The organism is Pacificitalea manganoxidans (assembly GCF_002504165.1).
GTDB classification, from domain to species: Bacteria; Pseudomonadota; Alphaproteobacteria; order Rhodobacterales; family Rhodobacteraceae; genus Pacificitalea; species Pacificitalea manganoxidans.
On the sequence record NZ_CP021404.1, the window covers coordinates 617,411 to 640,090 of the forward strand.

Annotated in this window: 23 protein-coding genes; 9 read left to right on the forward strand and 14 right to left on the reverse strand. The window is 65.1% G+C overall.

All coding sequences use genetic code 11. From position 1 onward, the window contains the following. Positions 1-52: 52 nt before the first annotated feature. Positions 53-1,738, forward strand: coding sequence for a D-alanyl-D-alanine carboxypeptidase family protein (locus CBW24_RS02875; RefSeq protein ID WP_097372615.1), 1,686 nt, complete (start codon positions 53-55; stop codon positions 1,736-1,738). A 155-nt stretch (positions 1,739-1,893) separates the two neighbouring features. On the opposite strand, the gene CBW24_RS02880 is transcribed toward CBW24_RS02875, so the two are convergent. The 3 genes from CBW24_RS02880 to CBW24_RS02890 all read right to left on the reverse strand — a co-directional run bounded on the left by CBW24_RS02880 (position 1,894) and on the right by CBW24_RS02890 (position 4,481). Next, positions 1,894-2,661, reverse strand: a complete 768-nt coding sequence (locus CBW24_RS02880) for an FCD domain-containing protein (RefSeq protein WP_097372616.1) — start codon at positions 2,659-2,661, stop codon at positions 1,894-1,896. Between the two features lie 166 nt (positions 2,662-2,827). After that, complete coding sequence (locus tag CBW24_RS02885) at positions 2,828-3,499, reverse strand: YiaD family glycine zipper/OmpA-like lipoprotein (protein WP_088662362.1); 672 nt, start codon at positions 3,497-3,499, stop codon at positions 2,828-2,830. 166 nt (positions 3,500-3,665) lie between these two features. After that, the gene (locus CBW24_RS02890) at positions 3,666-4,481 is read right to left on the reverse strand and encodes a methylated-DNA--[protein]-cysteine S-methyltransferase (RefSeq protein WP_232530294.1); all 816 of its coding nucleotides are present in this window, start codon (positions 4,479-4,481) and stop codon (positions 3,666-3,668) included. A gap of 230 nt (positions 4,482-4,711) precedes the next feature. On the opposite strand from CBW24_RS02890, the gene nth reads away from it, so the two are divergent. Together nth and CBW24_RS02900 are read left to right on the forward strand one after the other, a co-directional pair. After that, positions 4,712-5,356 carry an endonuclease III gene (gene nth, locus CBW24_RS02895; protein ID WP_097372618.1) on the forward strand — a complete coding sequence of 215 codons (645 nt, stop codon included), beginning with the start codon at positions 4,712-4,714 and terminating at the stop codon, positions 5,354-5,356. Further along, positions 5,353-6,342 carry an adenosine kinase gene (locus CBW24_RS02900; protein WP_097372619.1) on the forward strand — a complete coding sequence of 330 codons (990 nt, stop codon included), beginning with the start codon at positions 5,353-5,355 and terminating at the stop codon, positions 6,340-6,342. The genes nth and CBW24_RS02900 overlap by 4 nt, the downstream gene beginning before the upstream one ends. 26 nt (positions 6,343-6,368) lie before the next feature. On the opposite strand, the gene CBW24_RS02905 is transcribed toward CBW24_RS02900, so the two are convergent. From CBW24_RS02905 to CBW24_RS02935, 7 genes are all read right to left on the reverse strand, one after another. Then, on the reverse strand, positions 6,369-6,599 hold the full coding sequence (locus tag CBW24_RS02905; RefSeq protein WP_141100234.1) for a Trm112 family protein: 231 nt from the start codon (positions 6,597-6,599) through the stop codon (positions 6,369-6,371). Further along, the gene (locus CBW24_RS02910) at positions 6,596-7,237 is read right to left on the reverse strand and encodes an LON peptidase substrate-binding domain-containing protein (RefSeq protein WP_088662358.1); all 642 of its coding nucleotides are present in this window, start codon (positions 7,235-7,237) and stop codon (positions 6,596-6,598) included. The genes CBW24_RS02905 and CBW24_RS02910 overlap by 4 nt, the downstream gene beginning before the upstream one ends. 61 nt (positions 7,238-7,298) lie before the next feature. Further along, positions 7,299-8,219, reverse strand: a complete 921-nt coding sequence (trxA, locus tag CBW24_RS02915; RefSeq protein ID WP_097372620.1) for a thioredoxin — start codon at positions 8,217-8,219, stop codon at positions 7,299-7,301. Positions 8,220-8,328: 109 nt separating this feature from the next. Further along, positions 8,329-9,117: an exodeoxyribonuclease III gene (locus CBW24_RS02920; protein ID WP_097372621.1), complete on the reverse strand. Its 789-nt coding sequence runs from the start codon at positions 9,115-9,117 to the stop codon at positions 8,329-8,331. A gap of 195 nt (positions 9,118-9,312) precedes the next feature. Next, positions 9,313-9,513 carry a CsbD family protein gene (locus tag CBW24_RS02925; protein WP_088662355.1) on the reverse strand — a complete coding sequence of 67 codons (201 nt, stop codon included), beginning with the start codon at positions 9,511-9,513 and terminating at the stop codon, positions 9,313-9,315. A 109-nt stretch (positions 9,514-9,622) separates the two neighbouring features. After that, complete coding sequence (locus CBW24_RS02930) at positions 9,623-9,796, reverse strand: DUF1328 domain-containing protein (protein ID WP_088662354.1); 174 nt, start codon at positions 9,794-9,796, stop codon at positions 9,623-9,625. A 252-nt stretch (positions 9,797-10,048) separates the two neighbouring features. Further along, a complete protein-coding gene (locus CBW24_RS02935) occupies positions 10,049-11,035 on the reverse strand; it encodes a 2-hydroxyacid dehydrogenase (RefSeq protein WP_088662353.1) in 987 nt (328 codons plus the stop codon). Here CBW24_RS02935 and CBW24_RS18785 point away from each other — a divergent pair. Beyond that, complete coding sequence (locus tag CBW24_RS18785; RefSeq protein ID WP_374708985.1) at positions 11,034-11,855, forward strand: SH3 domain-containing protein; 822 nt, start codon at positions 11,034-11,036, stop codon at positions 11,853-11,855. The genes CBW24_RS02935 and CBW24_RS18785 overlap by 2 nt on opposite strands. On the opposite strand, the gene CBW24_RS02945 is transcribed toward CBW24_RS18785, so the two are convergent. The 4 genes from CBW24_RS02945 to CBW24_RS02960 all read right to left on the reverse strand — a co-directional run bounded on the left by CBW24_RS02945 (position 11,856) and on the right by CBW24_RS02960 (position 15,535). Continuing rightward, positions 11,856-12,698 carry a metal ABC transporter permease gene (locus CBW24_RS02945; RefSeq protein ID WP_097372622.1) on the reverse strand — a complete coding sequence of 281 codons (843 nt, stop codon included), beginning with the start codon at positions 12,696-12,698 and terminating at the stop codon, positions 11,856-11,858. Beyond that, positions 12,695-13,579, reverse strand: a complete 885-nt coding sequence (locus CBW24_RS02950) for a metal ABC transporter permease (RefSeq protein ID WP_097372623.1) — start codon at positions 13,577-13,579, stop codon at positions 12,695-12,697. Before CBW24_RS02950 ends, CBW24_RS02945 begins: the two co-directional genes overlap by 4 nt. 106 nt (positions 13,580-13,685) lie before the next feature. Then, positions 13,686-14,621 (reverse strand): manganese/iron ABC transporter ATP-binding protein, encoded by a 936-nt coding sequence (locus CBW24_RS02955; protein WP_097372624.1) that lies wholly within the window; start codon positions 14,619-14,621, stop codon positions 13,686-13,688. After that, the gene (locus CBW24_RS02960) at positions 14,618-15,535 is read right to left on the reverse strand and encodes a metal ABC transporter substrate-binding protein (RefSeq protein WP_097372625.1); all 918 of its coding nucleotides are present in this window, start codon (positions 15,533-15,535) and stop codon (positions 14,618-14,620) included. Before CBW24_RS02960 ends, CBW24_RS02955 begins: the two co-directional genes overlap by 4 nt. Before the next feature lie 264 nt (positions 15,536-15,799). On the opposite strand from CBW24_RS02960, the gene CBW24_RS02965 reads away from it, so the two are divergent. The 5 genes from CBW24_RS02965 (at position 15,800) to urtB (ending at position 22,678) form a co-directional block, all read left to right on the forward strand. Continuing rightward, a complete protein-coding gene (locus CBW24_RS02965) occupies positions 15,800-16,810 on the forward strand; it encodes a C4-dicarboxylate TRAP transporter substrate-binding protein (protein ID WP_088662348.1) in 1,011 nt (336 codons plus the stop codon). 100 nt (positions 16,811-16,910) lie between these two features. Continuing rightward, a complete protein-coding gene (locus CBW24_RS02970) occupies positions 16,911-17,579 on the forward strand; it encodes a TRAP transporter small permease subunit (RefSeq protein WP_088662347.1) in 669 nt (222 codons plus the stop codon). After that, a complete protein-coding gene (locus CBW24_RS02975; RefSeq protein ID WP_088662346.1) occupies positions 17,579-18,994 on the forward strand; it encodes a TRAP transporter large permease in 1,416 nt (471 codons plus the stop codon). Before CBW24_RS02970 ends, CBW24_RS02975 begins: the two co-directional genes overlap by 1 nt. 193 nt (positions 18,995-19,187) lie before the next feature. After that, positions 19,188-20,453: an urea ABC transporter substrate-binding protein gene (urtA, locus tag CBW24_RS02980; RefSeq protein WP_088662345.1), complete on the forward strand. Its 1,266-nt coding sequence runs from the start codon at positions 19,188-19,190 to the stop codon at positions 20,451-20,453. 140 nt (positions 20,454-20,593) lie between these two features. Continuing rightward, positions 20,594-22,678: an urea ABC transporter permease subunit UrtB gene (gene urtB, locus CBW24_RS02985; protein ID WP_232530058.1), complete on the forward strand. Its 2,085-nt coding sequence runs from the start codon at positions 20,594-20,596 to the stop codon at positions 22,676-22,678. Positions 22,679-22,680 lie beyond the last annotated feature (2 nt).

Sequence of the window (22,680 nt, forward strand, 5' to 3'; positions counted from 1 at the left end):
TGCCGACTCCGGCAAACGGGGCGGCGAGAGGCAGTGAAAGAGGGCAGGCGCGATGACACTCGGGCATGGAAGCCGCTTGGGGCTTTTCTCGATCCTATTCGTTCTCACTTTATTCGGCATAAGCCTGCGATCACACGCAGCGCCCTATGCGGCACTGGTGATCGACGCTCGATCAGGCGAGGTGCTGCATTCCGAAAACGCGGATGCCCGTCTGCATCCGGCCTCTCTCACCAAAATGATGACGCTCTATATCACCTTCGAGGCCGTGCGCCGGGGTGAGTTGACGCTCGACACCAAGGTCAAGATCTCCCAGCACGCCGCCAATGAGCCGCCCTCCAAGCTGGGGCTTCGCGCTGGCCAATCGATCGAGTTGCGTTACCTGATCCGTGCCGCATCGGTCAAATCCGCCAACGATGCCGCCACCGCGCTGGGTGAGGCGATTGCCGGGAGCGAGGCTGCCTTTGCCCGGCGCATGAACCGCACGGCCAAGGCGATGGGCATGAGCCGCACCACTTTCAAAAACGCCCACGGCCTGACCGAAGAGGGTCACCTGTCCACCGCCCGCGACATGACCCTGCTGGGGCGGCACCTGTTTTTCGACTTTCCCGAATACTACAACCTGTTCTCCCGCCGCTCGACCAATGCGGGCGTGCGCGAAGTCGCCAACACCAACCGCAAGTTTCTGGCCGATTACGAAGGCGCGGACGGCATCAAGACGGGTTATACCCGTGCCGCCGGGTTTAACCTCGTGGCCTCTGCGCAGCGCGGCAACGAACGGATCATCGCCACCGTGTTTGGCGGGCGGTCCACCGCATGGCGCAATCAGCGCGTGGCCGAACTGCTCGATCTGGGGTTCAAGCGCGCGCCGACACGGGTCGCGATCCGCAAGCCCGCCGCGCTGAATTATGCCGCCCTGCCGCCTGAGCCCAGCAGCCCCAATATCGTGACGCGCGAAGTGGGCAAGGCGATCAACGTCGAACTGGCCGTGGCGCGCTCCGTCCGCCCCGCCCCCAATCCGGGCCGCAAACTGCAAGCGCCGCCCGAAACGCTGTTGCTGGCCATGCAGGACGAAATCAACGACGCCGTGGCCGAGATCGCCGAAGCGCAGGTCGCAGCGGCTGGGACCACCCCAGACACGACAGCCGCCGATCTGGCTGCCGCGGTAGCCGACGCGGCGACCGCCGCCCCCGAGGTTTTGGCGGATGCCACCGAATTGGCTGTCGTGACGCTGGGCACGCGCCCGATGCCGAATCCGCGCATGGCGGCGGTTGCCGTCCGCAACGCCCAAGCCGCGGCCCCCGCCCCGGTCACACCCGCGCCCGAAGCCGCACCGGTGGAGCTGGCCGATACGGTGCCGATGCCGCGCCCGGAAAACATCTCGCTTGATACCAGTTCCGTTCAGATGGCGGCGCTGGTGCCCCAGCCCATCGCCCTGCCCAGCGGCGAAGCCCCGGCCGAGCAGGAGGTTGTCACCCGCATCTCGACCTCGGGGACCAAGCACTGGGGCGTCAATGTCGGCAGCTATCCTTCGCAGTATAAGGCCGAGCGCGTTTTGCTAAAAACGGCGCTGAAGGAAATGGCCACGCTGCAGGGCTCCCTTCGCAAAGTGGTGCGTCGCCCGACCGGGTATGACGCGAATTTCCTCGGGTTGAGCCAAGAGCAGGCCGAGCTTGCTTGCCGCCGGATGGAAGCGCGCGGCACAGAATGTCGCCCCTTCGGTCCCGGCAGCAGCAGCTGACGGTTCGGAAAACGGTATGAAGAGGGCGGTCCAGCGGGCCGCCTTTTTCATATGTGGGGTTGAGATCGGCGGAGCATGGGTGCGCAGCGCAGCCGTGGCGAAGGCATCACGCTAGGCAGAGCGCGTTAGATACTGCGCAGGCCTTCCCGCACTCCTTAACGGTCCTGTTCGCGCTCCAGCTTCTTGCGGGCGGTGTTTTCGTTCTGGGCCTTCCGCCCGGCCTCCAGCAGACCGGCCTCGACGAAACCCAGATGCCTGTGCATGGCCTCGCGCGCCGCATCGGGGTCGCGGGCGAGGATCGCGTCACGGATAGCGCGGTGTTGGTCTAACAGGGCGCTCCGCGTGGCGCGCTGACGGAACAGGGTCTGCCGATTGTAGAGAACCCCCTCCCGCAGCAGGGCGAACATTGAGCGCATCATGTGCAGCATGATGACGTTATGGCCGGCCTCGACAACGGCCATGTGGAACTCCGCGTCGAGATGCGCCTCGTCATCGGGGCGGCGGCGCTGGTGCGCGGCCTCCATTTTGCCAAACACCGTATCGATCAATGCCAGATCGGTATCCGATCCTGCCCGCGCGGCACGTTCGGCAGCCATGCCCTCCAGATCGCGGCGGAAGCTGACGTAATCCAGCACCGCCTCCTCATGCGCGCCGAACAGCGCGATCAGCGGTGCGGAGAATGCAGAGCCCAGAACTTCGGCGACGAAGATGCCCGCGCTGGGGCGGGTGGTGAGTAGACCGCGTTCTTGCAACGTCGCCAAGGCCTCACGCAGCGACGGGCGGGAGACGGCCATACGTTCGGCCAACTCGCGCTCGGGCGGCAGGCGTTCGCCCGGACGCAGCACCCCACGCAGGATCAGCAACTCGATCTGCCTGATCACGGCATCTGCGCGTTTCTCGGGGGCGATGGGCTCGAACGGCATGATTTCTCCTGCGACGGTCGGATCGTTCTAGACCGGTCCGCACGATTACGAAAGCGGGCGTATGATTGGCCGCGCGGCCGGGGGGGTGAAGACGACAAAGGCCGCCGGGGGTGCCGGCGGCCTTCTGGTTCGTGAGTGGTCTGCAATCCGCCTTGCGGCGCGCCGCTTACTGAGTCGGGCGGATGATGATCTCGACCCGGCGGTTCTGCGCGCGGCCATCGGGGGTCAGGTTCGAGGCGATCGGCTGGTCTTCGCCGCGACCGATGACGCGAACCCGGCTGCCGGCAACGCCCGAACGGGTCAGGACCGATGCCACGGCCTGTGCGCGGCGCTGGCTGAGCTGCTGGTTGTAGGCGGCTTCGCCGGTGTTGTCGGTGTGGCCCACAACATCCACGACGCTGTTGGGGTAGCGCTGCAGGCTAGAGGCAACGGCGCGCAGGTCATCCTGCAGATCGGCACGAACGGCGTAGCTGTCGGTGGCGAACAGGATGTTCTGCGGCATGGTCACGACGAGCGAGTCGCCGGTGTTGACGATCTGGGTGCCGTTGGCGTCGAGCTGCGCGCGCAGTTCGGCTTCCTGGCGGTCAAGCTGTGCCCCGATGGCGGCACCAGCGCCTGCACCGACCAGCGCGCCGATGGCGGCGCCGCGGCGGCGCTCTTCCTCGTCGTCGCCCACAGCCACACCGGCAGCAGCGCCGAGAACAGCGCCAGCCAGCGCGCCGTTGCGGGTTTTGTCACGCTCGTAGGCAGGATCGCCGGTGCCATACATACCCGGGGCACAGGCGGAAAGGGTGAGCGCGCCGAGGGTCACGGCGGCGAGGGAATATTTAAACGTCATCTGTCAGCCTCGTTGTCGAAGTTCATTCATCAACCGCTAAATACGGTGTCCGGTTCCGTTGCAAATTCACATTTTCAGGTGATGAGCGTGAATTCGCCGTGGATGCCGGGCGGCACGGTGACACTGCACCGGGCCCCTGCCGTTCCCTTGCGCGGTTTAGAGGCTGTTATGCAATATCAGCGCCGGTTTCGGCCTCGAACCGGGCGGATTCCCATGCCAGCATCGCGCGCTTTACGGGCAGGCCCCAGTGATAGCCGCCAAGCCCGCCGGATTTGCGCATGGCCCGGTGACAGGGAATCAGCCACGAAATCGGATTGCGCCCCACGGCGGTGCCGACAGCGCGCACCGCTTTGGGGGCGCCGATGGCCTCGGCGATGGTGCCGTAGGTGGTCACATGGCCCGAGGGAATCGCCATGAGCGCCTCCCAGACCTTGATCTGGAACGGCGCGCCAATGGCGTGAAGCGGTGCGCGTCCACCCGAAAACGCGGCCTCGACCCAAGGCGCGATGGCGTCTGGGTCGTCGACCACGCGGGCGGCGGGCCAGCGTCCGCACAGATCGGCGCGCGTGGCGCCCCGCCCGGCCTCCGCCGAAAAGCCCAAGCCGCACAGCCCCCGGTCACTGCCCAAGGCCAGCACCTCCCCGAATGGGCTGTCAAACCACCCGGCATGTAAGGTCAGGCCCGCACCGCCTGCGGCGTAATCGCCCGGTGTCATTGCCTCCCACCGCAAAAACAGATCGTGCAGTCGTCCACCGCCCGACAGCCCCAGTTCGCTTGCGGTTTCCAGTGTCGTGCAGCGGTCCCGCAGCAGGTAACGGGCCTGATCCAGCGTCAGGTATTGTTGGTAGCGTTTGGGGGAGACACCGACCCATTGGCTGAACACCCGTTGAAAATGGGCGGGGCTCATGCCGATCTGCGCCGACAGGTCATCCAGCGTCAAACCCGGCCCGCCCGCGTCGATGATGTCGAGCGCGCGTCGCATGACGCCATAATGATAGGCCGACAGTGCGGGATCAGCCGTCTGTTGCTGGGCTGCATCGGCGGGCAGGGGCGTGGGGGTCGGGCGACCATCGGGCATGGGGGCGATCCTGTGTCTGAACGCGTTGACGATACCGCAGTCCCCTAGCGCGGCGCGACCCGTTTCCTGCGGTTTGCACCGGTGCGAACCGGCGGGCGGCTTGTGCGCCCCGCAAACCCGTGCCAACAAGCCGCATGACCCCGCAATTGCCCTATGCCGACATTGTCGAGATCTTCCGCCGCTTCCACGAGGCCGAGCCCGAGCCGAAAGGCGAGCTGGACCACGTCAACGCCTATACGCTTGTCGTGGCGGTGGCGCTGTCGGCGCAGGCGACGGATGCCGGGGTGAACCGTGCCACGCGCGAACTGTTCAAGATCGCCGACACCCCGGAAAAGATGCTGGAATTGGGCGAAGAAGGCCTGATCGAGCATATCAAGACCATCGGGCTCTACCGCAACAAGGCCAAGAACGTGATCAAGCTGTCGCGCATTCTGGTCGAGGAACACGGCGGCGTCGTGCCTTCGAGCCGCGCGGCGCTTCAGGCGCTGCCGGGTGTGGGGCGCAAAACCGCGAATGTGGTGCTCAACATGTGGTGGGGCTATCCAGCGCAGGCGGTCGATACCCATATTTTCCGTGTGGCCAACCGCACCGGGCTGGCACCGGGCCGCGATGTCGTCGCCGTCGAGCGCAACGTCGAGGATCAGGTGCCCGCCGAATACCAGCATCACGCCCATCACTGGCTGATCCTACATGGTCGATACCACTGCAAGGCGCGCAAGCCGCAATGCCCGACCTGCCTGATCCGCGACATCTGCCTATTCGAGGACAAGACCCAATGAGTGACAAGACCTACCGCGTCGTCGGCATCGGCAATGCCATCGTCGATGTGCTGACCCAGTGTGACGACAGCTTTCTGGACCTGATGGGTATCCAGAAAGGGATCATGCAACTGGTCGAGCGCGAGCGCGGCGAAATGCTGTATGGCGCGATGACGGAGCGGCGTCAGGCCGCGGGCGGCTCGGTCGCCAACACGCTGGCCGGTCTGGGCAATCTGGGTCTGAAAACCGGCTTTATCGGGCGGGTGGCCGACGACGCGCTAGGGCAGTTCTACGCCAAAAGCATGAACGAGGGCGGCACCGATTTCGTCAACGCGCCGGTCGCATCTGCCGAACTGCCGACCTCGCGCTCGATGATCTTCGTCTCTGGCGATGGCGAGCGGTCGATGAACACCTATCTGGGCATTTCCGCCGATCTGGGGCCCGATGACGTGACCGATGCGGTCGCCGGCGGCACGGAGATCCTGTTCCTCGAGGGCTATCTCTACGACAAACCGCAGGGGAAAGCCGCGTTCGAGCGAGCGGCTGCGGTCTGCCGCGCGGCAGGCGGGCAGGCGGGCATCGCCCTGTCCGACCCCTTCTGCGCCACGCGCCACCGCGAGGATTTCCAGCGTTTGGTGGGGGAGCTGGATTACGTCATCGGCAACGGGCACGAATGGGCCGCGCTCTATGACTGCGATCTGGAAACCGCGCTGAACCGCGCGGCGAAGGACACCCGGCTGGCGGTCTGCACCCGGTCCGGCGACGACGTGCTGCTGATCCGGGGGGAGGAACGGATTTCCGTGCCCGTCACCCGTCAAGTGCCCGTCGATGCGACCGGCGCGGGCGATCAGTTCGCGGCAGGGTTCCTTTACGGGCTGGCCACCGGGCAGCCTCTGGCCACCTGCGGGCGCATGGGCTGCGTCGCCGCCACCGAGGTGATCGGCCATTTCGGCGCGCGCCCTGAGACCAGCCTTGCGGATCTGTTTCGCGCCGAAGGTCTTATCTGAACCGACAGCGGACCGGGGCCGCGGGATCAATCGATCTCGCGCGCCTCGTCCACGAGCATCACGGGGATGCCGTTGCGGATCGGGTAGGCCAGATGCGCGGCGCGGGAAATCAGCTCCTGCGCGTCGGCATCATAGATCAGCACTTGCTGCGTGCGCGGGCAGACGAGGCTTTCCAGCATACGGCGGTCGAATTTCGGCACGCCATCGGGATGATGCTCCGGGGAGGGGCTGGGGCCCGCTGCGTCGTGGTCGTTCATTGCAGTCTTTCCTCATCACCGCCCCGCAGGGCAAACTCCAACAGGGTAATCAGCGTCTCGCGACGTGTCACCAGGTCGGGGGCCTCCAGCAGTGCCTGTTTGTCTTCCACATCGAAGGGGCACAGCATCGAGATGGAGTTGATCAGCAACTCCTCGTCGGCCTCGTGCAGGCTGTCCCAGTCGGTGTTGAGCTCCTGCGCCGCAAAATAGCGCCCGAGCAGGCCAAGGAAAGCGTCGCGATCCAAGTCGGGGTCATGCTCCGTCCGGCCCAGATCGCGGTCGAACCCGGCCCAATCTGCATCGGCCTTCAGATAGGGGGCGAAGCCTTCGACCTCGCGCAGCATGCGAAATCGCGAAATGCCGCTCAGCGTAATCATATAGCGGCCATCTTCGGTTTCGGAAAACCCGGTGACGCGCCCGGCGCAGCCGATCCGGTGCAGGCGGTTTTTCCGGCCCTCCGGGGTCTGGAGGGGCTGCACCATGCCGATCAGCCGGTGGCTGGTTTTCAGCGTGTCGTCGAGCATGGCCAGATAGCGCGGCTCGAAAATATGCAACGGCAGCCGCGCGCGCGGCAAAAGCAGCGCACCGGGAAGGGGAAAGACCGGGATCGACGCCGGCAGGTCAGCAGCGGAAAACATGAGGCAGAACTAGCCCGCCCCCCACGCACGACAACGGCGCAGGAGGCGGGTTGCGTCAGGTTCAGACGAAGATCATCGAGGACAGCTTCCGCCGTCCCTTCAGAACAACCGGATCCTGCGGTTTGAGCGCGTCGAAAATGGTGAAAAGCTGGGTCTTCGCGGCGGCATCGTTCCACTCGCGATCCCGGCGGAACACCTCCAGCAACTGATCCACGGCCTCTTCGACCTGACCGTTGGCATGGAGCGCCTGTGCGTAGTCGTACCGCGCCTGCAAATCGGCAGGATCGGCGTCGACGCGGGCCTGAAGCTCGGCCGTGGGACCGGCGTTCTCGGCCTGACGCAGCAGGGCGATTTGGGCGCGCGCTGCTTCGACATCGGCACTGCCGGAAATCGCGGCCGGGGCGTCCTGCACCAATGCCTCGGCTTGCTCGATCTGACCTTGTGCCAGATGGGCGCGGATCAGACCGCCATAGGCGGCGGCATTGGCGGGATCTTCTTCGAGGATCGCGGCAAAGGTTTCAGCGGCGTCGGCGGCTTCGCCTTCGGCCAGCATCGCCTCGGCGGCTTCGATCGCGTCGGCCAGACCGCCGTCACCGGCCAGCGCGGCGACACGCTCGACAAAGGCCGTGATCTCCCCCGGGGACACCGCGCCCTGAAACCCATCGACGGGCTGACCCTGATGGAAGGCATAGACGGTCGGGATAGATTGGATGCGCAGTTGGGCCGCGACCTGCTGGTTTTGGTCCACGTCGATTTTGACCATGCGGACCTTGCCCTTGGCGGCGGTGACCGCCGCTTCGAGCGCGGGGCCCAGCGTCTTGCACGGGCCGCACCACGGGGCCCAGAAATCGACGATGACGGGCACCTCCTGCGACGCTTCGACCACATCGGCCATGAAGGTCGCTTCGGTGCCGTCCTTGATCAGGTCGGTCTGCGCGCCGCCGGGGGCGGACGCGGCGGGGCTTTGGCCGAATTCCAGCATCAGAAAGGCTCCATCGGATAGCTGTCAGTTGCCTACGGTAGATGGAGTAAACATGCCAACGTTGCAAGGCATGGCCCCATCCCTGCGGACCGGGCCCCTCGTGCGGAGGTTACAGGTCGAAACTGGCAAAGACCGGCGCGTGATCCGACGGCTTCTCCCATCCGCGCGCGGGGCGCAGCACCCGGCTCGAATGGCCCGCCGCCGCGATGTCGCGTGTGGCCCAGATATGATCGAGCCGGCGTCCCTTATCCGCCGCGTCCCAGTCCTTTGCCCTGTAGGACCACCAGCTGTAAAGCTGCCCTTGCGGGATGTCCTGACGGGTGATGTCGACCCACGCGCCCGCATCCTGAACCTGCCCCAGATGCTCCACCTCGGTCGGCGTGTGGCTGACGATCTTCAGCAATTGCTTGTGGGACCAGACGTCATCTTCGCGCGGGGCGATGTTCAGATCCCCCACCAGGATAGCTTTCTCCGGCGGGGTGGCGTGAAACCAATCTCGCATTTCGGTCAGGTAATCGAGCTTCTGACCGAATTTGACGTTCACCTCGCGGTCGGGGACATCGCCACCGGCGGGGACGTAGAAATTATGGATGGTAACGCCGTTTTCCAGCCGCCCGGCGACGTGGCGGGCATGTCCCAGCGCGGCGAAGTCCTGCTCCCCGGCATCCTCCATCGGCAGCTTCGACAGGATGGCGACGCCGTTGTAGCCCTTCTGCCCGCGCGCGATCATGTAGTCATAGCCGAGCGCCCGAAACACATCATGGGGGATCTTTTCGACGGGGCTTTTGCATTCCTGCAGGCACAGCACATCGGGAAGTTCCTCGCGCAGGAGCCGCGCGACCAGTTCGGCCCGCAGCCGGACGGAGTTGATGTTCCAGGTGGCGAGTGAAAAGGCCATGTGCCGTGCGCTCCTTCGATCATGGAGCCTTGGCCTTGCCCTGTGTGGCCGCTCGGATCAAGGGCGAATGGGGGCGGATAGGCTGGGGTTCGGGGCGGATGGGGCAGCCCCAAATATGGAAAACGGCCGCCCCTCCCAAGGCGACCGTTCCCGGTGAAGCAGCGGATAGCGGCTCCGCAAGGCAGATTGCGGCGCTCAGCTATGGCGCTCCAGCCACTGGTCTACGGACCGTTGCGCTTCTTCGCGGGTCTGGCCGTAGCGTTCTTGAATGATGCCTTCCAACTGCTCGCGGTTGCCCGCGGCCCGGTCAAGGTCATCATCGGTCAGCTCACCCCACTGTTCGCGGGCTTTGCCTTTCATCTGTTTCCAGTTGCCTTCGACGGTATCCCAATTCATCGGAATAACTCCTCTTGGTTGTGTGAAGGGTCTCGCGCTCCGGCGTCACAGCGGACAACCGGAGCGCGGTCATGTGGTGCAGCCTTGTCAGGCGGCGCGTTCAATCAGGTCAGACCGAGGGCCTGCCGCGCACGAATTTCGCAATCAGCGCGACCACGAAAAGGACAAGGAAAACAACGAACAGGATCTGCGCGATGCCTGCCGAAGCGGATGCGATCCCACCAAAGCCGAGCACGCCGGCGATGATGGCGATAACGAGGAACGTAAGAGCCCAACCGAGCATGGTAACCTCCTGTGAGTGTCTGTTTTCACAACTCGGACGGGACGCGAAGGTTCCGTGGGGGGAGCGTGATTGCGCACTCGGCGAAGGTGGGTTTGCCCGGGGGGCCGTCAGCCCACGCGCGGTGTGTGACGACCCGCGCGCAAGGTCCGCAGACCGGGCAGGCGGGGTGTCATACTGTGGCGGCATTGCGCAGGGCAGGGGGTGCTGTCAGCATCGCCCGCCCAATCGAAAGGGGCCGATGCGGGCGGCCCCTTACAGCATCGACGGCACGACCAGATCGGGCGGGCGATGCCCATCGGCAAAGGTCTTGATGTTGATGATCACCTTCTCGCCCATCTCCAGCCGCCCTTCGACGGTGGCGGACCCCATATGCGGCAGCAAAACGACGTTCGGCAGTTCGCGCAGGCGGGGGTTCACCTCGGTCCCGTGTTCGTAGACATCGAGCCCGGCCCCGGCCAGTTCCCCGGCGCGCAGTTGGCGGGTCAGGGCGTTTTCGTCGATCACCTCGCCCCGCGACGTGTTTACGATGACGGCGCCGGGCTTCATCAGCTTCAGCCGCCGGGCGTTCATCAGGTGGAAGGTAGACGGCGTATGCGGGCAATTGATCGACACCACGTCCATCCGGCTCACCATCTGATCGAGGCTTTCCCAATAGGTCGCTTCCAGCGGCTGCTCGATTTCGGGGCGGAGCCGCTGTCGGTTGTGGTAATGCACCTGCATTCCGAAGGCCCGTGCGCGTCGGGCCGTGGCCTGCCCGATCCGCCCCATGCCCAGAATGCCCAGACGCCGTCCGCCGACCCGTCCGCCCAGAAATGCGGTCGGCGCCCAGCCGCCCCATTGCCCCGATTGCATGACAGCCAGCCCTTCGGGGATGCGCCGGGTGACGCCGAGGATCAGCGCCATGGTCATGTCGGCGGTGTCCTCCACCGTGACGCCGGGGGTGTTCGAGACCAGAATGCCGCGCTGCCGGGCGGTGGCCACATCCACATTGTCGACCCCGGAGCCGTAGTTGGCGATCAGTTTCAGCCGGTCCCCCGCCTGTCCGATCAGCCCGGCATCGATCTGGTCGGTGATCGTGGGCACCAACACATCGGCCCGGCGCATGGCGGCGACCAGTTCCTCGCGGCTCATGCGGGCGTCATCGTCGCGCAGTTCGACGTCGAACAGCTCCTTCATCCGGGTCTCGACCGCGTCGGGCAACCGTCGCGTGACGACAACACTCAGGCGCTGGGCTGGCATGGCGAACCTCCTCGGGCTTGTCCGGTCTTGCTTTGCGGTGGCAGATTGCTGGCAAACGGCGGGCAGCACAAGCGGCGGCACCGTGGAAAACCTTGAGAAAGAGCGGTTTGGCATGTGGCCACAGGCAGGAACGGTCCTCCGGGTCTTGGCGATTCTCGGTGCGGTCGCGGGCGGGACGGCGGTGTCCGCGGTGCAGGCGCAGCAATCGGCACCCGCGCCGCAGGCGGATCAACGCCCAGCCCCCAATCCCGAGCGTGGCCCGGATGCGGAAACATCCACGTCCCCCCCCACGCCCGCACCCGGCACGTCGCCGACCCCCGCAGCGCAGCCCGCGCCCGCCGAGCCCGCACCTGCGCCTGACGCGGCGGCCTCCGCCCCGGCCAAGGCCGAAGACCGCGGCCCGGTCACCAACCTGCCGCTGCCGCGCTACGTTTCGCTAAAGGCGTCAGAGGGCAATGTGCGGCGGGGACCGTCCCTGACGCACCGGATCGACTGGGTGTTCAAGCGGCGCGACATGCCGTTGGAGGTAACCGCCGAATTCGGCCACTGGCGCCGGGTGCACGACCGCGACGGTGCCGGGGGCTGGGTGCATTATTCTCTGATCTCCGGCGTGCGCACGGTGGTGGTGGAGGCCGAGATGCTGGACCTGCGCGCCCAGCCCGAAGCAGGCGCGCCGGTCGTTGCCCGGGCACAGGCGGGCGTGATCGCCCGGCTTGGCGAATGCGCGGGCGGCTGGTGCCGGATCACCGCCGACGGCTACACCGGATGGGCGCCAACCTCGGCCATGTGGGGCGTAAAACCTGACGAGGAGCGCGAGTGATCACGCTTCGCGCAGCTGCCGTTCGGCACTGCTGCGCCGCCGTGCCGCGCGGATGAAGGCCAGCACGAACAGCAGCGTCATCGTCAACACCACCGTCGGTGCGGGCGCACTGTCGAGGTAGAAGCTCGCGTAGACCCCGGTCAGCGATGCCCCGACCGAAATGGCGACCGCCGTTAGCAGCATCGTTCCGATCCGCCGGACCAGCAGAAACGCCGTCGCGCCGGGCGCAATCAGAAGCGCCACCGACAGGATGATCCCCACCGCCGTCAGCGCCGCCACGATGGTCAGAGACAGCCCGCCCAGCAGGCCATAATGCAGCCACCCGGTGCGCAGCCCGGAGGCGCGCGCCTGCGCGGGGTCAAAGGCATGCAGCACCAGATCCCGCCAGAACACGGCGATCAGCACGGTGATGACCAGCGCGATGGTTCCGACTTCGATCAGATCGGCGGCCGAGGTGCCCAGCATGTCGCCGAACAGCACATGATCGAGATGCATTTCCGTGGGGATGGCCACATACATCACCAGTCCCAGCGCGAACATGCCGGAAAATACGATCCCCATCACCGTGTCCTGCTTGATCCGGCTGTTACGGTCCAGATACCCGACCGCAAGCGAACACCCGATCCCGGCGGCAAAGGCCCCGATGGCCAGCGGCAGGCCCAACAGATAGGCCAGCACAATCCCCGGCAGCACGGCATGGCTCACCGCGTCGCCCATCAGGGACCAGCCCTTCAACACCAGAAAACAACTGAGCAGGGCGCAAGGCATGGCCACGATGCCTGCAATGGCAAAGGCCTGCTGCATGAACGGCAACTGGAACGGCAGGATCAGCGTCTCGATCATGGCCGCGCTCCCGGCGTGCGGGGTGTCGGGTCCGTCAGCGCCGCGCGTGCCCGGGCCCGCGCCGCGCGCACTCCATGCTTGGGCGCCCAGACGAATGCCGCAAGGAAGAGCAGCGTTTGCAGGATCACGATGATGCCGCCGGTCGCCCCATTGAGGAAAAAGCTCGCATAGGCCCCGACCGCCGAGGTCACCGCCCCGATCAGCACCGCCAGCGTAATCAATCGCGGAAACCGGTCGGTCAGCAGATAGGCGGTGGCGCCGGGCGTAACGACAAGCGAGATGACCAGAAACGCGCCCACTGTCTGCAACGCGGCCACGGTCGACGCGGCGAGCAGCGCAAAGAACAGCACTTTCAGCCGGGTCGGGTTCAACCCGATGGACCATGCGTGGCTTTCGTCAAAGAAGGTGACCATCAGGTCTTTCCATTTCCAAGTCAGCACCGCCAGCGTCACCACGCCAATGACGGCAAGCTGCGCGGTATCAGCGGGGGAGATCGCAAGTATATTGCCCAGCGTGATGGTCTGAATGTCGACGGAAACCGGCGATAGCGACACCATGAACAGCCCCAGCCCGAAGAAGGAGGTAAAGATCAGGCCGATCACGGTGTCCTCCTTCAGCCCCGTGCGCTGGGACAGAAACAGCATCGCCGCCGCTGCCAGTCCGCCCGACAAAAATGCGCCGAGCGCAAATGGCAGGCCCAGCATATAGGCCCCCGCGACGCCGGGGACGATCGAATGGCTCAGCGCGTCGCCGATCAGCGACCAGCCCTTCAGCATCAGAAAGGCCGACAAAAACGCGCAGACCGCGCCCACCAGCGCCGACACCCAGATCGCGGAAAACATGTAGCCGTAGCTGAACGGCATCAGCAGAAGATCGATCATTACGCGCGCTCCTGCCGCGATCTGCGGGCACCGCGCGCCGCAGTCTGTGCTAGGCGCGCAGGTCCGGTGCCGGGGGTGCGGGGCGTGGACGTGGCCAAGCGGCGGGTCATCGCTTCGGCTCCGTGTCCGCCGGTGTCGCCTCGGCGGGCGCGTCGGGCGTCTGTGACGCGGGCTCGTCCTGTTCGTGATACATCACGAAAGGCCGCTCGTCGTCCGACAGCACGGTGATTTGCCGGGTGTCGTGATCGTCGTCGTGGTGCAGTTCCGAGCCGCCCAGCGTGAAATGCCGCAGCACCCCACCAAAGGCATCCTGCAAATTGTCATGGGTGAAGGTCGTGGCGGTCGGCCCATGGGCCAGTACGGTGCCCCGGATCAGGACGGTGCGATCGCAGAATTCCGGCACCGAGCCCAAATTGTGGGTGGAGACCAGCATCACCCGGCCCTCGTCGCGCAGGTCGCGCAGCAACTGGGTGATCTGATCCTCGGTCTTGACGTCGACGCCGGTGAACGGCTCGTCCAGCAGAATGACCTGCCCATCCTGCGCCAGCGCCCGCGCAAGGAACACCCGTTTCTTCTGGCCGCCGGACAATTCACCGATCTGGCGGTGGCGGAACGCGTCCATGCCGACCCGCTCTAGCGCGCGTGTCACCGCCGCCCGGTCAGCGGCCCGGGCCCGGCGCAGCGGTCCCATATGCCCATAGCGGCCCATCATCACCACGTCTTCGACCAAGACCGGGAAGGACCAGTCGACCTCCTCCGATTGCGGGACATAGGCCACAAGGTTCGCTTTCAGCGCCGCGCGCACCGGCTGGCCCAGAATGGTGATCTCCCCCTTGGCAAGCCGGACGAAGCCCATGATCGCCTTGAACAGCGTCGATTTTCCCGCGCCATTGACCCCGACCAGCGCCGTGATCGTGCCGCGCGGGATGTCGAAACTGGCGTCGTTCAGCGCGGTGTGGCCGTTACGATAGGTGACCGTGATGTCGTCGACGACCAGCCCTGACTGGGACGCGGCGGCGGAGGGCGTGAAATCGAGGCTCATTGTTCCAGCCCCTGCGCGATGGTTTCGACGGTGACCCGCAGCAGATCGAGATAGGTCGGCACCGGCCCATCCGCCGCGCTGAGGCTGTCGACATAAAGCACCCCGCCATAGCGCGCGCCGGTTTCGCGGGCGATCTGCTCGGCCGGGCGGGCGGAGACGGTGCTTTCGGAAAATACTGCCGGGATGTCATGCGCGCGCACCGCGTCGATCACCCGGCGCACCTGCTGCGGCGTGCCCTGACCATCGGCGTTGATCGGCCACAGATACAACTCCTGCATGCCGAAATCGCGCGCGAGGTAGGAAAACGCGCCTTCCGAGGTGACAAGCCAGCGACGCGCGGTGGGGATCGCCTCGATCCGGGCACGCAGCGGGGCGAGCGCCTCCGCGATCCGGGCCTTGTAGCTTTCGGCATTGGCGCGATAGGCGGCGGCGTTGTCGGGGTCATGCTCGGCCAGCGCACGTGCGATGTTGTCGACATAGATTTCCGCACCGCTCAGGGCCATCCATGCATGGGGGTTCGGTTTGCCCGAATAGGGGCCCTCGCCGATGCCGATGGGCTCGACCCCGTCCGAGATCACAACCGACGGCACCTCGCCCATGTTTTCAAAGAACTGCGCGAACCACAGTTCCAGATTAAGACCGTTCCACAGGACCAGATCGGCATCACGCGCCGACAGGATATCGCGCGGGGTCGGCTGATAATTATGGATCTCAGCACCCGGCTTGGTGATGGAAACCACGTCGGCCAGATCGCCCGCCACATTGCGGGCCATGTCGGCAATCACGGTAAAGGTCGTGGCGACCTTCAGCCGTGGGGCGTCATCGGCGGCGCGGGCGGGCAGCGTGGCGGCGATCGCAAGAGCCATCGCGGCAAGGAGGGAGCGGATCAGGGGCAGGGCGATCTGGCGGGGCATTGGGCTTCGCTTTCTGGTCGCGCGGTCAGGACCGGTCGGGGGGCAACTTAGCTGCGGACTATGATCGAGTTACGGCGCGTGTCAATGCAGTTGAGAATTATTTGCAACTGGCGGCGCCGGGCCGCTTGCCTCGTTCTGGCGCAAGATGCCGCAAGATCAGGCACAAAGCGCCAGGATTTATTCTTTCCCGATGGCAGGGGGGCCGCTAGGCTTTCGGTCATATGAGCGCGGAAAAGAGCCGCGCCATCAGTTTGGGAGGACTACATGACCAAGATGCTGACCGCAGCGGCCACCGCCGCGCTGACCGTTGCCTTTGCCACCGAGGCGATGGCGACCGAATGGAACGTCTCGCTCTGGGGCAAGCGTCGCGCCTTTACCGAGCATGTCGAGAAGCTCGCGGAATTGGTGAGCGAAAAGACCAATGGCGAATTCACCCTGAACCTGTCCTATGGCGGGCTGAGCAAGAACACCGAGAACCTCGATGGCATTTCCATCGGCGCGTTCGAGATGGCCCAGTTCTGTGCGGGCTATCACGCGGACAAGAACCCCTCGATCACCGTGCTGGAACTGCCGTTCCTCGGTGTCGACAGCCTTGAGACCGAGGTGGAGCTGAGCCAGGCCGTCTATGCGCACCCGGCGGTGCAGGAGGATCTGGCGCGCTGGAACGCCACGCTGCTGATGCCTTCGCCGATGCCGCAATACAATATCGTAGGGCTGGGCGACGCGCCCAAGAGCCTTGAGGATTTCGAGGGGCTTCAGGTCCGCGCCACAGGCGGCATCGGGGAGGCAATGTCCGCCGTTGGTGCCGTGCCGACGTCCATGTCCGCGTCCGAGGTGCGTCAGGCGATGGATAGCGGCGTGATCAAGGCCGCGTCCTTTGCGCCGCATGCGCATATGTCCTTCGGCACCGTCGAGAACGCGACATGGTGGACCACCAATCTCGATCCCGGCACCGTGAACTGCCCGGTGGTGGTGAACACCGATGCGCTCGACGATCTGAGCGACGAACACCGCGAGGCGCTTCTGGGCTCCGTCGATGAGGCGCTCGACCATTACATCACCTATTACAACGACGAGACGATGGCCAAATGGGGCCCGCTGCTAGACGATAAGGGCATCGAGCAGGTGACCTTTGACGACGCGGCGCTGGAGCAATTCCGCGAGCGTGTGGCCGGCCCTGCCGCGACCGCATGGGTCGAAGAAAACTCCGCCCGTGGTCTGCCTGCGCAGGAATTGCTGGACCTCGTGCAGGGTAAGCTGGCCGAAGGCAGCTAATCCCGCCTGACGAACCGGGGCAGGGGCGCGGAGATCGCGTGCCTGCCCCGCCTTCGCTGACCCTACTTCCGCTTCACCGCACAGCCAAGGAGACGCGCCGATGGCAGGTGCCTCATCCGTCCTTGAGGACGGCTCGACCCTGAGCCGGCTTGACCGGACCCTGTTCCGTATCGAAACCGTAATGGCGCTGGTCTCCGGGCTGGCGGTGTTCTCGCTTATGCTGCTGGCGGTGTTGAGCGTCGGTGGGCGCCATGCGCTGAACCAACCGCTGCCCGGCTATGTCGACTGGATTCAGCAGGCGATGCCGGTGATCGCGGTGTTCGGGGTGGCCTATGTGCAGCGGCTGGGCGGCCATATCCGCATGGATATCGTCGTGGGTAACCTGAAGGGCCGCGCGTTGTGGAGCGTCGAATTTCTGTCGACGCTGGTAGTGCTGATCCTCGCCGTGCTGCTGGTCTGGGGCAGCTGGGCGCATTTCGCCCGCAGTTTCGATTTCTCCCAGCCGATGTGGAGCCGTGATTCGAGCTTTGACATTCGGCTGCCGCTCTGGCCTGCAAAGCTAGTCGTGCCGGTGGCGCTGGCGGTGCTGTGCCTGCGCTTGACGCTGCAACTCTGGGCCTATGGCCGCGCCATCGTGCTGGGCCTGAGCGAGCCGGTGGCCGTGCCGCTGATCGAGGATGCCGCGACCCAAGCCGCCGCCGAGGCCGAAACCGTGTCCGGCTTCGATGACGCGGATGACACAATGACTGACCGGCGGGGGCTGCGCTGATGGAACCGCTCGATATTGGATTGATCGTCACCGGCATCCTGCTGCTGCTGGTCGTGCTGGGCACGCGGGTGGCCTTTGCCGCCGCCATGTGCGGCATGATCGGGCTGATCTGGATTTTCTGGTCGAAGAAGGGCTACGACCCGGCGGAATTCACATGGGCCCTGACCGTGGCGACCAAGACCGCCGGGCAGGTGCCGCATTCCAAGGTCGCAAGTCAGGCGCTGTCGCTGATCCCGACCTTTATCCTGATCGGCTATCTGGCCTATTACGCGGGGCTGACCAAGGCGCTGTTCACCGCAGCGAAGCGCTGGGTCGGCTGGCTGCCGGGCGGGCTTGGCGTCTCCACCGTCTTTGCCACCGCCGGTTTTGCCGCCGTGTCGGGGGCGTCCGTCGCCACCTCTGCCGTGTTCGCGCGCATCGCCATCCCCGAGATGCTGGAAGAAGGCTATGACCGCCGCTTCGCCGCCGGGGTGGTGGCCGCGGCGGGCACGCTGGCCTCGCTGATCCCACCGTCCGCGATCCTTGTGATCTATGCGATCATCGTCGAACAGGACGTGGGCGCGCTGCTGCTTGCGGGGTTCCTGCCGGGGGCGTTCTCGGCGGTGATCTACGGCTCGATGGTCGTCATCATGGCGATGGTCTGGAAGAAGCTCGGCCCCCCGGTGCGGGGTTTCACATGGGGCGACCGGTTCCGCGCGCTGCCCGGCGCGCTGCCGATCTTTGCCGTGATCCTGCTCATCATCCTGTTCATCTACAACCCGTTCGGCGGGGATGCATGGGGCACGCCGACCGAAGGCGGGGCGCTGGGTGCGTTCCTGATCTTTGTCATCGCGCTGGTGCGCGGGATGCGCTGGCGGGAGTTTAAATCCGCACTGCTGGAAACCGCAAAACTGTCGGTGATGATCTTTACCATCATCTGGGGCGTGCTGATCTATGTCCGGTTTCTGGGCTTTGCCGATCTGCCGGGCGCGTTTTCCGACTGGATCGGCGGGCTGGAACAGTCCCCGATGATGACCTTCATCCTGATCCTGCTGGCCTATGCCGTGCTGGGGATGTTCATGGATGCAATCGGAATGCTGTTGCTGACGCTGCCTATCGTGTTTCCGGCGGTGATCGCGCTCAATGGCGGGGTCGGCGTCTCGGCGGCGGACAGCGCTTTCGGGATGAACGACATCGGCTGCGCGATCTGGTTCGGCATCATCGTGGTCAAGATGGCGGAGCTCTGTCTCATCACGCCGCCTATCGGACTCAATTGCTTTGTGGTGGCGGGCGTGCGGCCTGATATCTCGGTGCAGGATGTGTTCCGCGGCACCGCGCCGTTCTTCGTGGCCGATGCGCTGACCATCGCGGGGCTGATCGCGTTTCCTGCGATCGTCCTCTATCTGCCGGGGCAGGTTCTGAACCTCGGGCTATAGTCGCATGTCCTCAAACGGCCTCATAATCGGGCATTTATGCCAAATTATGAGGCCGTTGTTCATTTTTCGGGCGATTTCTGCGGCTGTTCACGGGAAATAAGCCACGAATCCGAGACGCCCCGGCTCGATTTTTTCATACCCCTAGCGTCGCGTCTCGAATTGGGAGAGGCGCACGAACAGGGGAAAATGTGATATGATTAAAAAACTTTTGGCCACTGTCGCCATGACCGGGGCACTGGCGCCGATGGCGCAGGCCGACATCAATGTCGGTGTTTTGCATTCGTTGTCCGGCACGATGGCCATTTCCGAGACCACGCTGAAAGACACCGTGCTGATGCTGATCGAGCAGCAGAACGCCAAAGGCGGCCTGCTCGGCGAGCAATTGGTGCCCGTGGTCGTCGATCCCGCATCCGACTGGCCGCTCTTTGCCGAAAAGGCGCGCGAGCTTCTGTCCGTGCAGGAGGTCGATGTGATCTTTGGCGGCTGGACGTCCGTCAGCCGTAAATCCGTCCTGCCGGTGATCGAAGAACTCAACGGCCTGATGTTCTACCCCGTTCAGTATGAGGGCGAAGAAAGCTCCAAGAACGTGTTCTACACCGGCGCCGCCCCCAACCAGCAGGCGATTCCGGCCACCGATTATTTCCTTGATGAACTGGGCGTTGAAAAATTCGCCCTGCTCGGCACCGACTACGTCTACCCGCGCACTACGAACAAGATCCTCGAGGCCTACCTGAAGGACAAGGGCATCGCGGAAGAGGACATTTTCGTCAACTACACCCCCTTCGGCCATTCCGACTGGTCCAAGATCGTCGCCGATGTCGTGGCACTGGGCGCCGATGGTAAAAAGGTCGGCGTGATCTCTACCATCAACGGTGACGCGAATATCGGCTTCTACAAGGAGCTGGCCGCCGCTGGCGTGTCCGCCGATGACATCCCCGTCGTGGCCTTCTCGGTCGGTGAAGAGGAACTGTCGGGGCTCGACACCTCCAACCTCGTCGGTCACCTCGCCGCGTGGAATTACTTCCAGTCCGCCGAATCCGACGCCAACGACGAATTCGTCGCGGCATGGAAGGAATACGCGGGTGAAGAGCGTGTGACCAACGACCCGATGGAAGCGACGATGATCGGCTTCAACATGTGGGTGAAGGCGGTCGAAGCGGCCGGCACCACCGATGTCGATGCCGTGCGCGCCGAGATGTATGGCCTCGAAGTGCCGAACCTGACCGGCGGCACCGCCGTCATGCTGCCCAACCACCACCTCGCCAAGCCGGTCCTGATCGGTGAGATCCTCGAGGATGGCCAGTTCGACATCATCTCCCAGACCGAAGAAGTGCCGGGCGATGCATGGACCGACTTCCTGCCCGAATCCGCGGTGCTGAAGTCCGATTGGCAGGAACTGGAATGCGGTATGTATAACACCGAGACCTCCACCTGCGTGCAGATCAAGTCGAACTACTGATCGCCCGCTGACACGCGCCGGGCGGGGCCGTTTGTCCCGCCCGGTCGAGCCCTCACAACCGCCGCTTATGCCTGTGCCGGTGCCGTGGTGCCCGATGCGGCGGTCGTGATCCCCAGCTCCAGCCCGAAAAGACATTTTCCATGACCCGACACGCCCGTTTGCTTGCGGTGCTCTGCCTGTGGCTGTTTGCCGGCATGGTGCCCGCCGCCGCGCAGCAGGACCCGGCCCCCGCCGCCGGTGTCGCCCGGATCGTCGCGCCTGACACCACTGCCGATGCCACCGCCGATCCTGCCGCCGCCGATCCTGCCGCCGCCGATGCCGAGAGCCCCGCGCTGACTGATCTTCAGGCGCTGTTGCAGCGTTTCGCGGATGACATCGCCAAGCCGTCGCGCCGGACCATCGGTGCCGTGATCGACGAGATCACCGCCAGCGGGCTGCCCGGCGTGCCGGTGTTCTTGCAGGTCTGGGGCGACCGGGAATTGTATCTGCATGAACCCGACGGCCTGTTCTACGCCATCGAGGAACAGGGCGACGACCAAGCCGCGCTGATCGAACTGTCGAGCGGTGATCAGGTCGCGGTGGTGAACGAGGATGATCTCGATCAGATCCGGCCCAATTCCGGGGTGCGCGAACTGATCGGTGCGGCGCTGGTGAAATTCCAGCTGACCGATACCGACCCCGCCCGCCGCCGCGAGGCGCTGGCCGGGATCGACCGCGCGCCCGATGCCTCCCATCTGGAGCCGCTCCGCGCCGCACTGGAAACCGAGGACGACCCCGTGCTGGCCGCGCGCATGACCACGCTGGAGCGGCTGCTGACCATCGCCTATGGCGAAACCGACGACGCCCGGATCGCGGCAATCGAAAGCCTTTCCGGCTCACTGTCCGTCGAAAGCCGCGGCGCGCTGAACCCGGTTTTGACCACCCGCCGCATCGCCACCGCAGGCCCGCCGCCCGAGGGCGCGAATGTCGCGACAGAATTGGAGCCCGGCAGCGATGCGCTGTCCGAGGATGACGCTTGGGCGCTACTTGTTTCCGCCGATCTGGCCCCGGCGACCATTTCCACCGCCGACCGCAACGCCGCGCTGATCGCCGCGATTGAGCAGGGCTTCGTCGGCGGTATCGCGGTGCATCAACTCGATACCGAGCAGGCCCGCGACCGCGCCTATGCCGCGCTGGCCGCCGATGGCGGCGCCGCGCCGCGCATTACCGGCGAAGACCGCGCGGAGATCCTCGCCAGCCACGGCTATTACGACATCTATGTCGAGCCGTCCGCCGCAGTCACCGGCGCGGCCGAGGCCACGCTGGCTGCGATCCGCACGCAGGTGGCGCTCAATCAGGTGCTGGATCTGGTGCTGGACGGTCTGTCGCTGGCGTCGATCTACTTCCTCGCCGCGATCGGACTTGCCATCACCTTCGGCGTCATGGGTGTCATCAACATGGCCCATGGCGAATTCATCATGATGGGCGCCTATACCGGCTATGTCGTGCAGCAGTTCGTGCCCGATTATACACTGTCCATCGCGCTGGCGATCCCGCTCGCCTTTGCCGTGACCTTTGCCGCCGGTGTGGCGATGGAGCGGCTGGTGATCCGCTGGCTCTATTCCCGCCCGCTGGAGACGCTGCTGGCGACGTTCGGCATCTCCATCGCGCTGCAACAGTTGGCCAAGAATATCTTTGGCACGCAGGCGCGGCCTCTGACCTCGCCGGGTTGGCTCGACGGGGCATGGGTGCTCAACGATGTGGTGTCGATCAGCTATATCCGCATCGCGATCTTCGTGCTGGGGCTGACCTTCTTCCTGCTGCTGCTGTTCATCCTGAACCGCACCCGGCTGGGGTTGGAGGTGCGCGCGGTGACGCAGAACCCGCGCATGGCCTCGTCGATGGGGATCAACCCCGACCGCATCAACATGCTGACCTTCGGGCTTGGCTCCGGTATCGCCGGGATCGCGGGCGTCGCCATCGGGCTTTTCGCGCAGGTCACATCGGAGATCGGCCAGCAATATATCGTGCAAAGCTTCATGACCGTGGTCGTGGGCGGGGTCGGCAATGTCTGGGGCACGCTCGCGGGCGCCACGATGATCGGCTTCCTGCAAAAGGGCATCGAGTGGATGAACCCCTCGAACACGCTCGCCGCGCAGACCTACATGATCATCTTCATCATCATATTCATCCAGTTCCGTCCCAAGGGCATCATCGCCCTCAAGGGCCGTGCGGCGGGAGACTGACC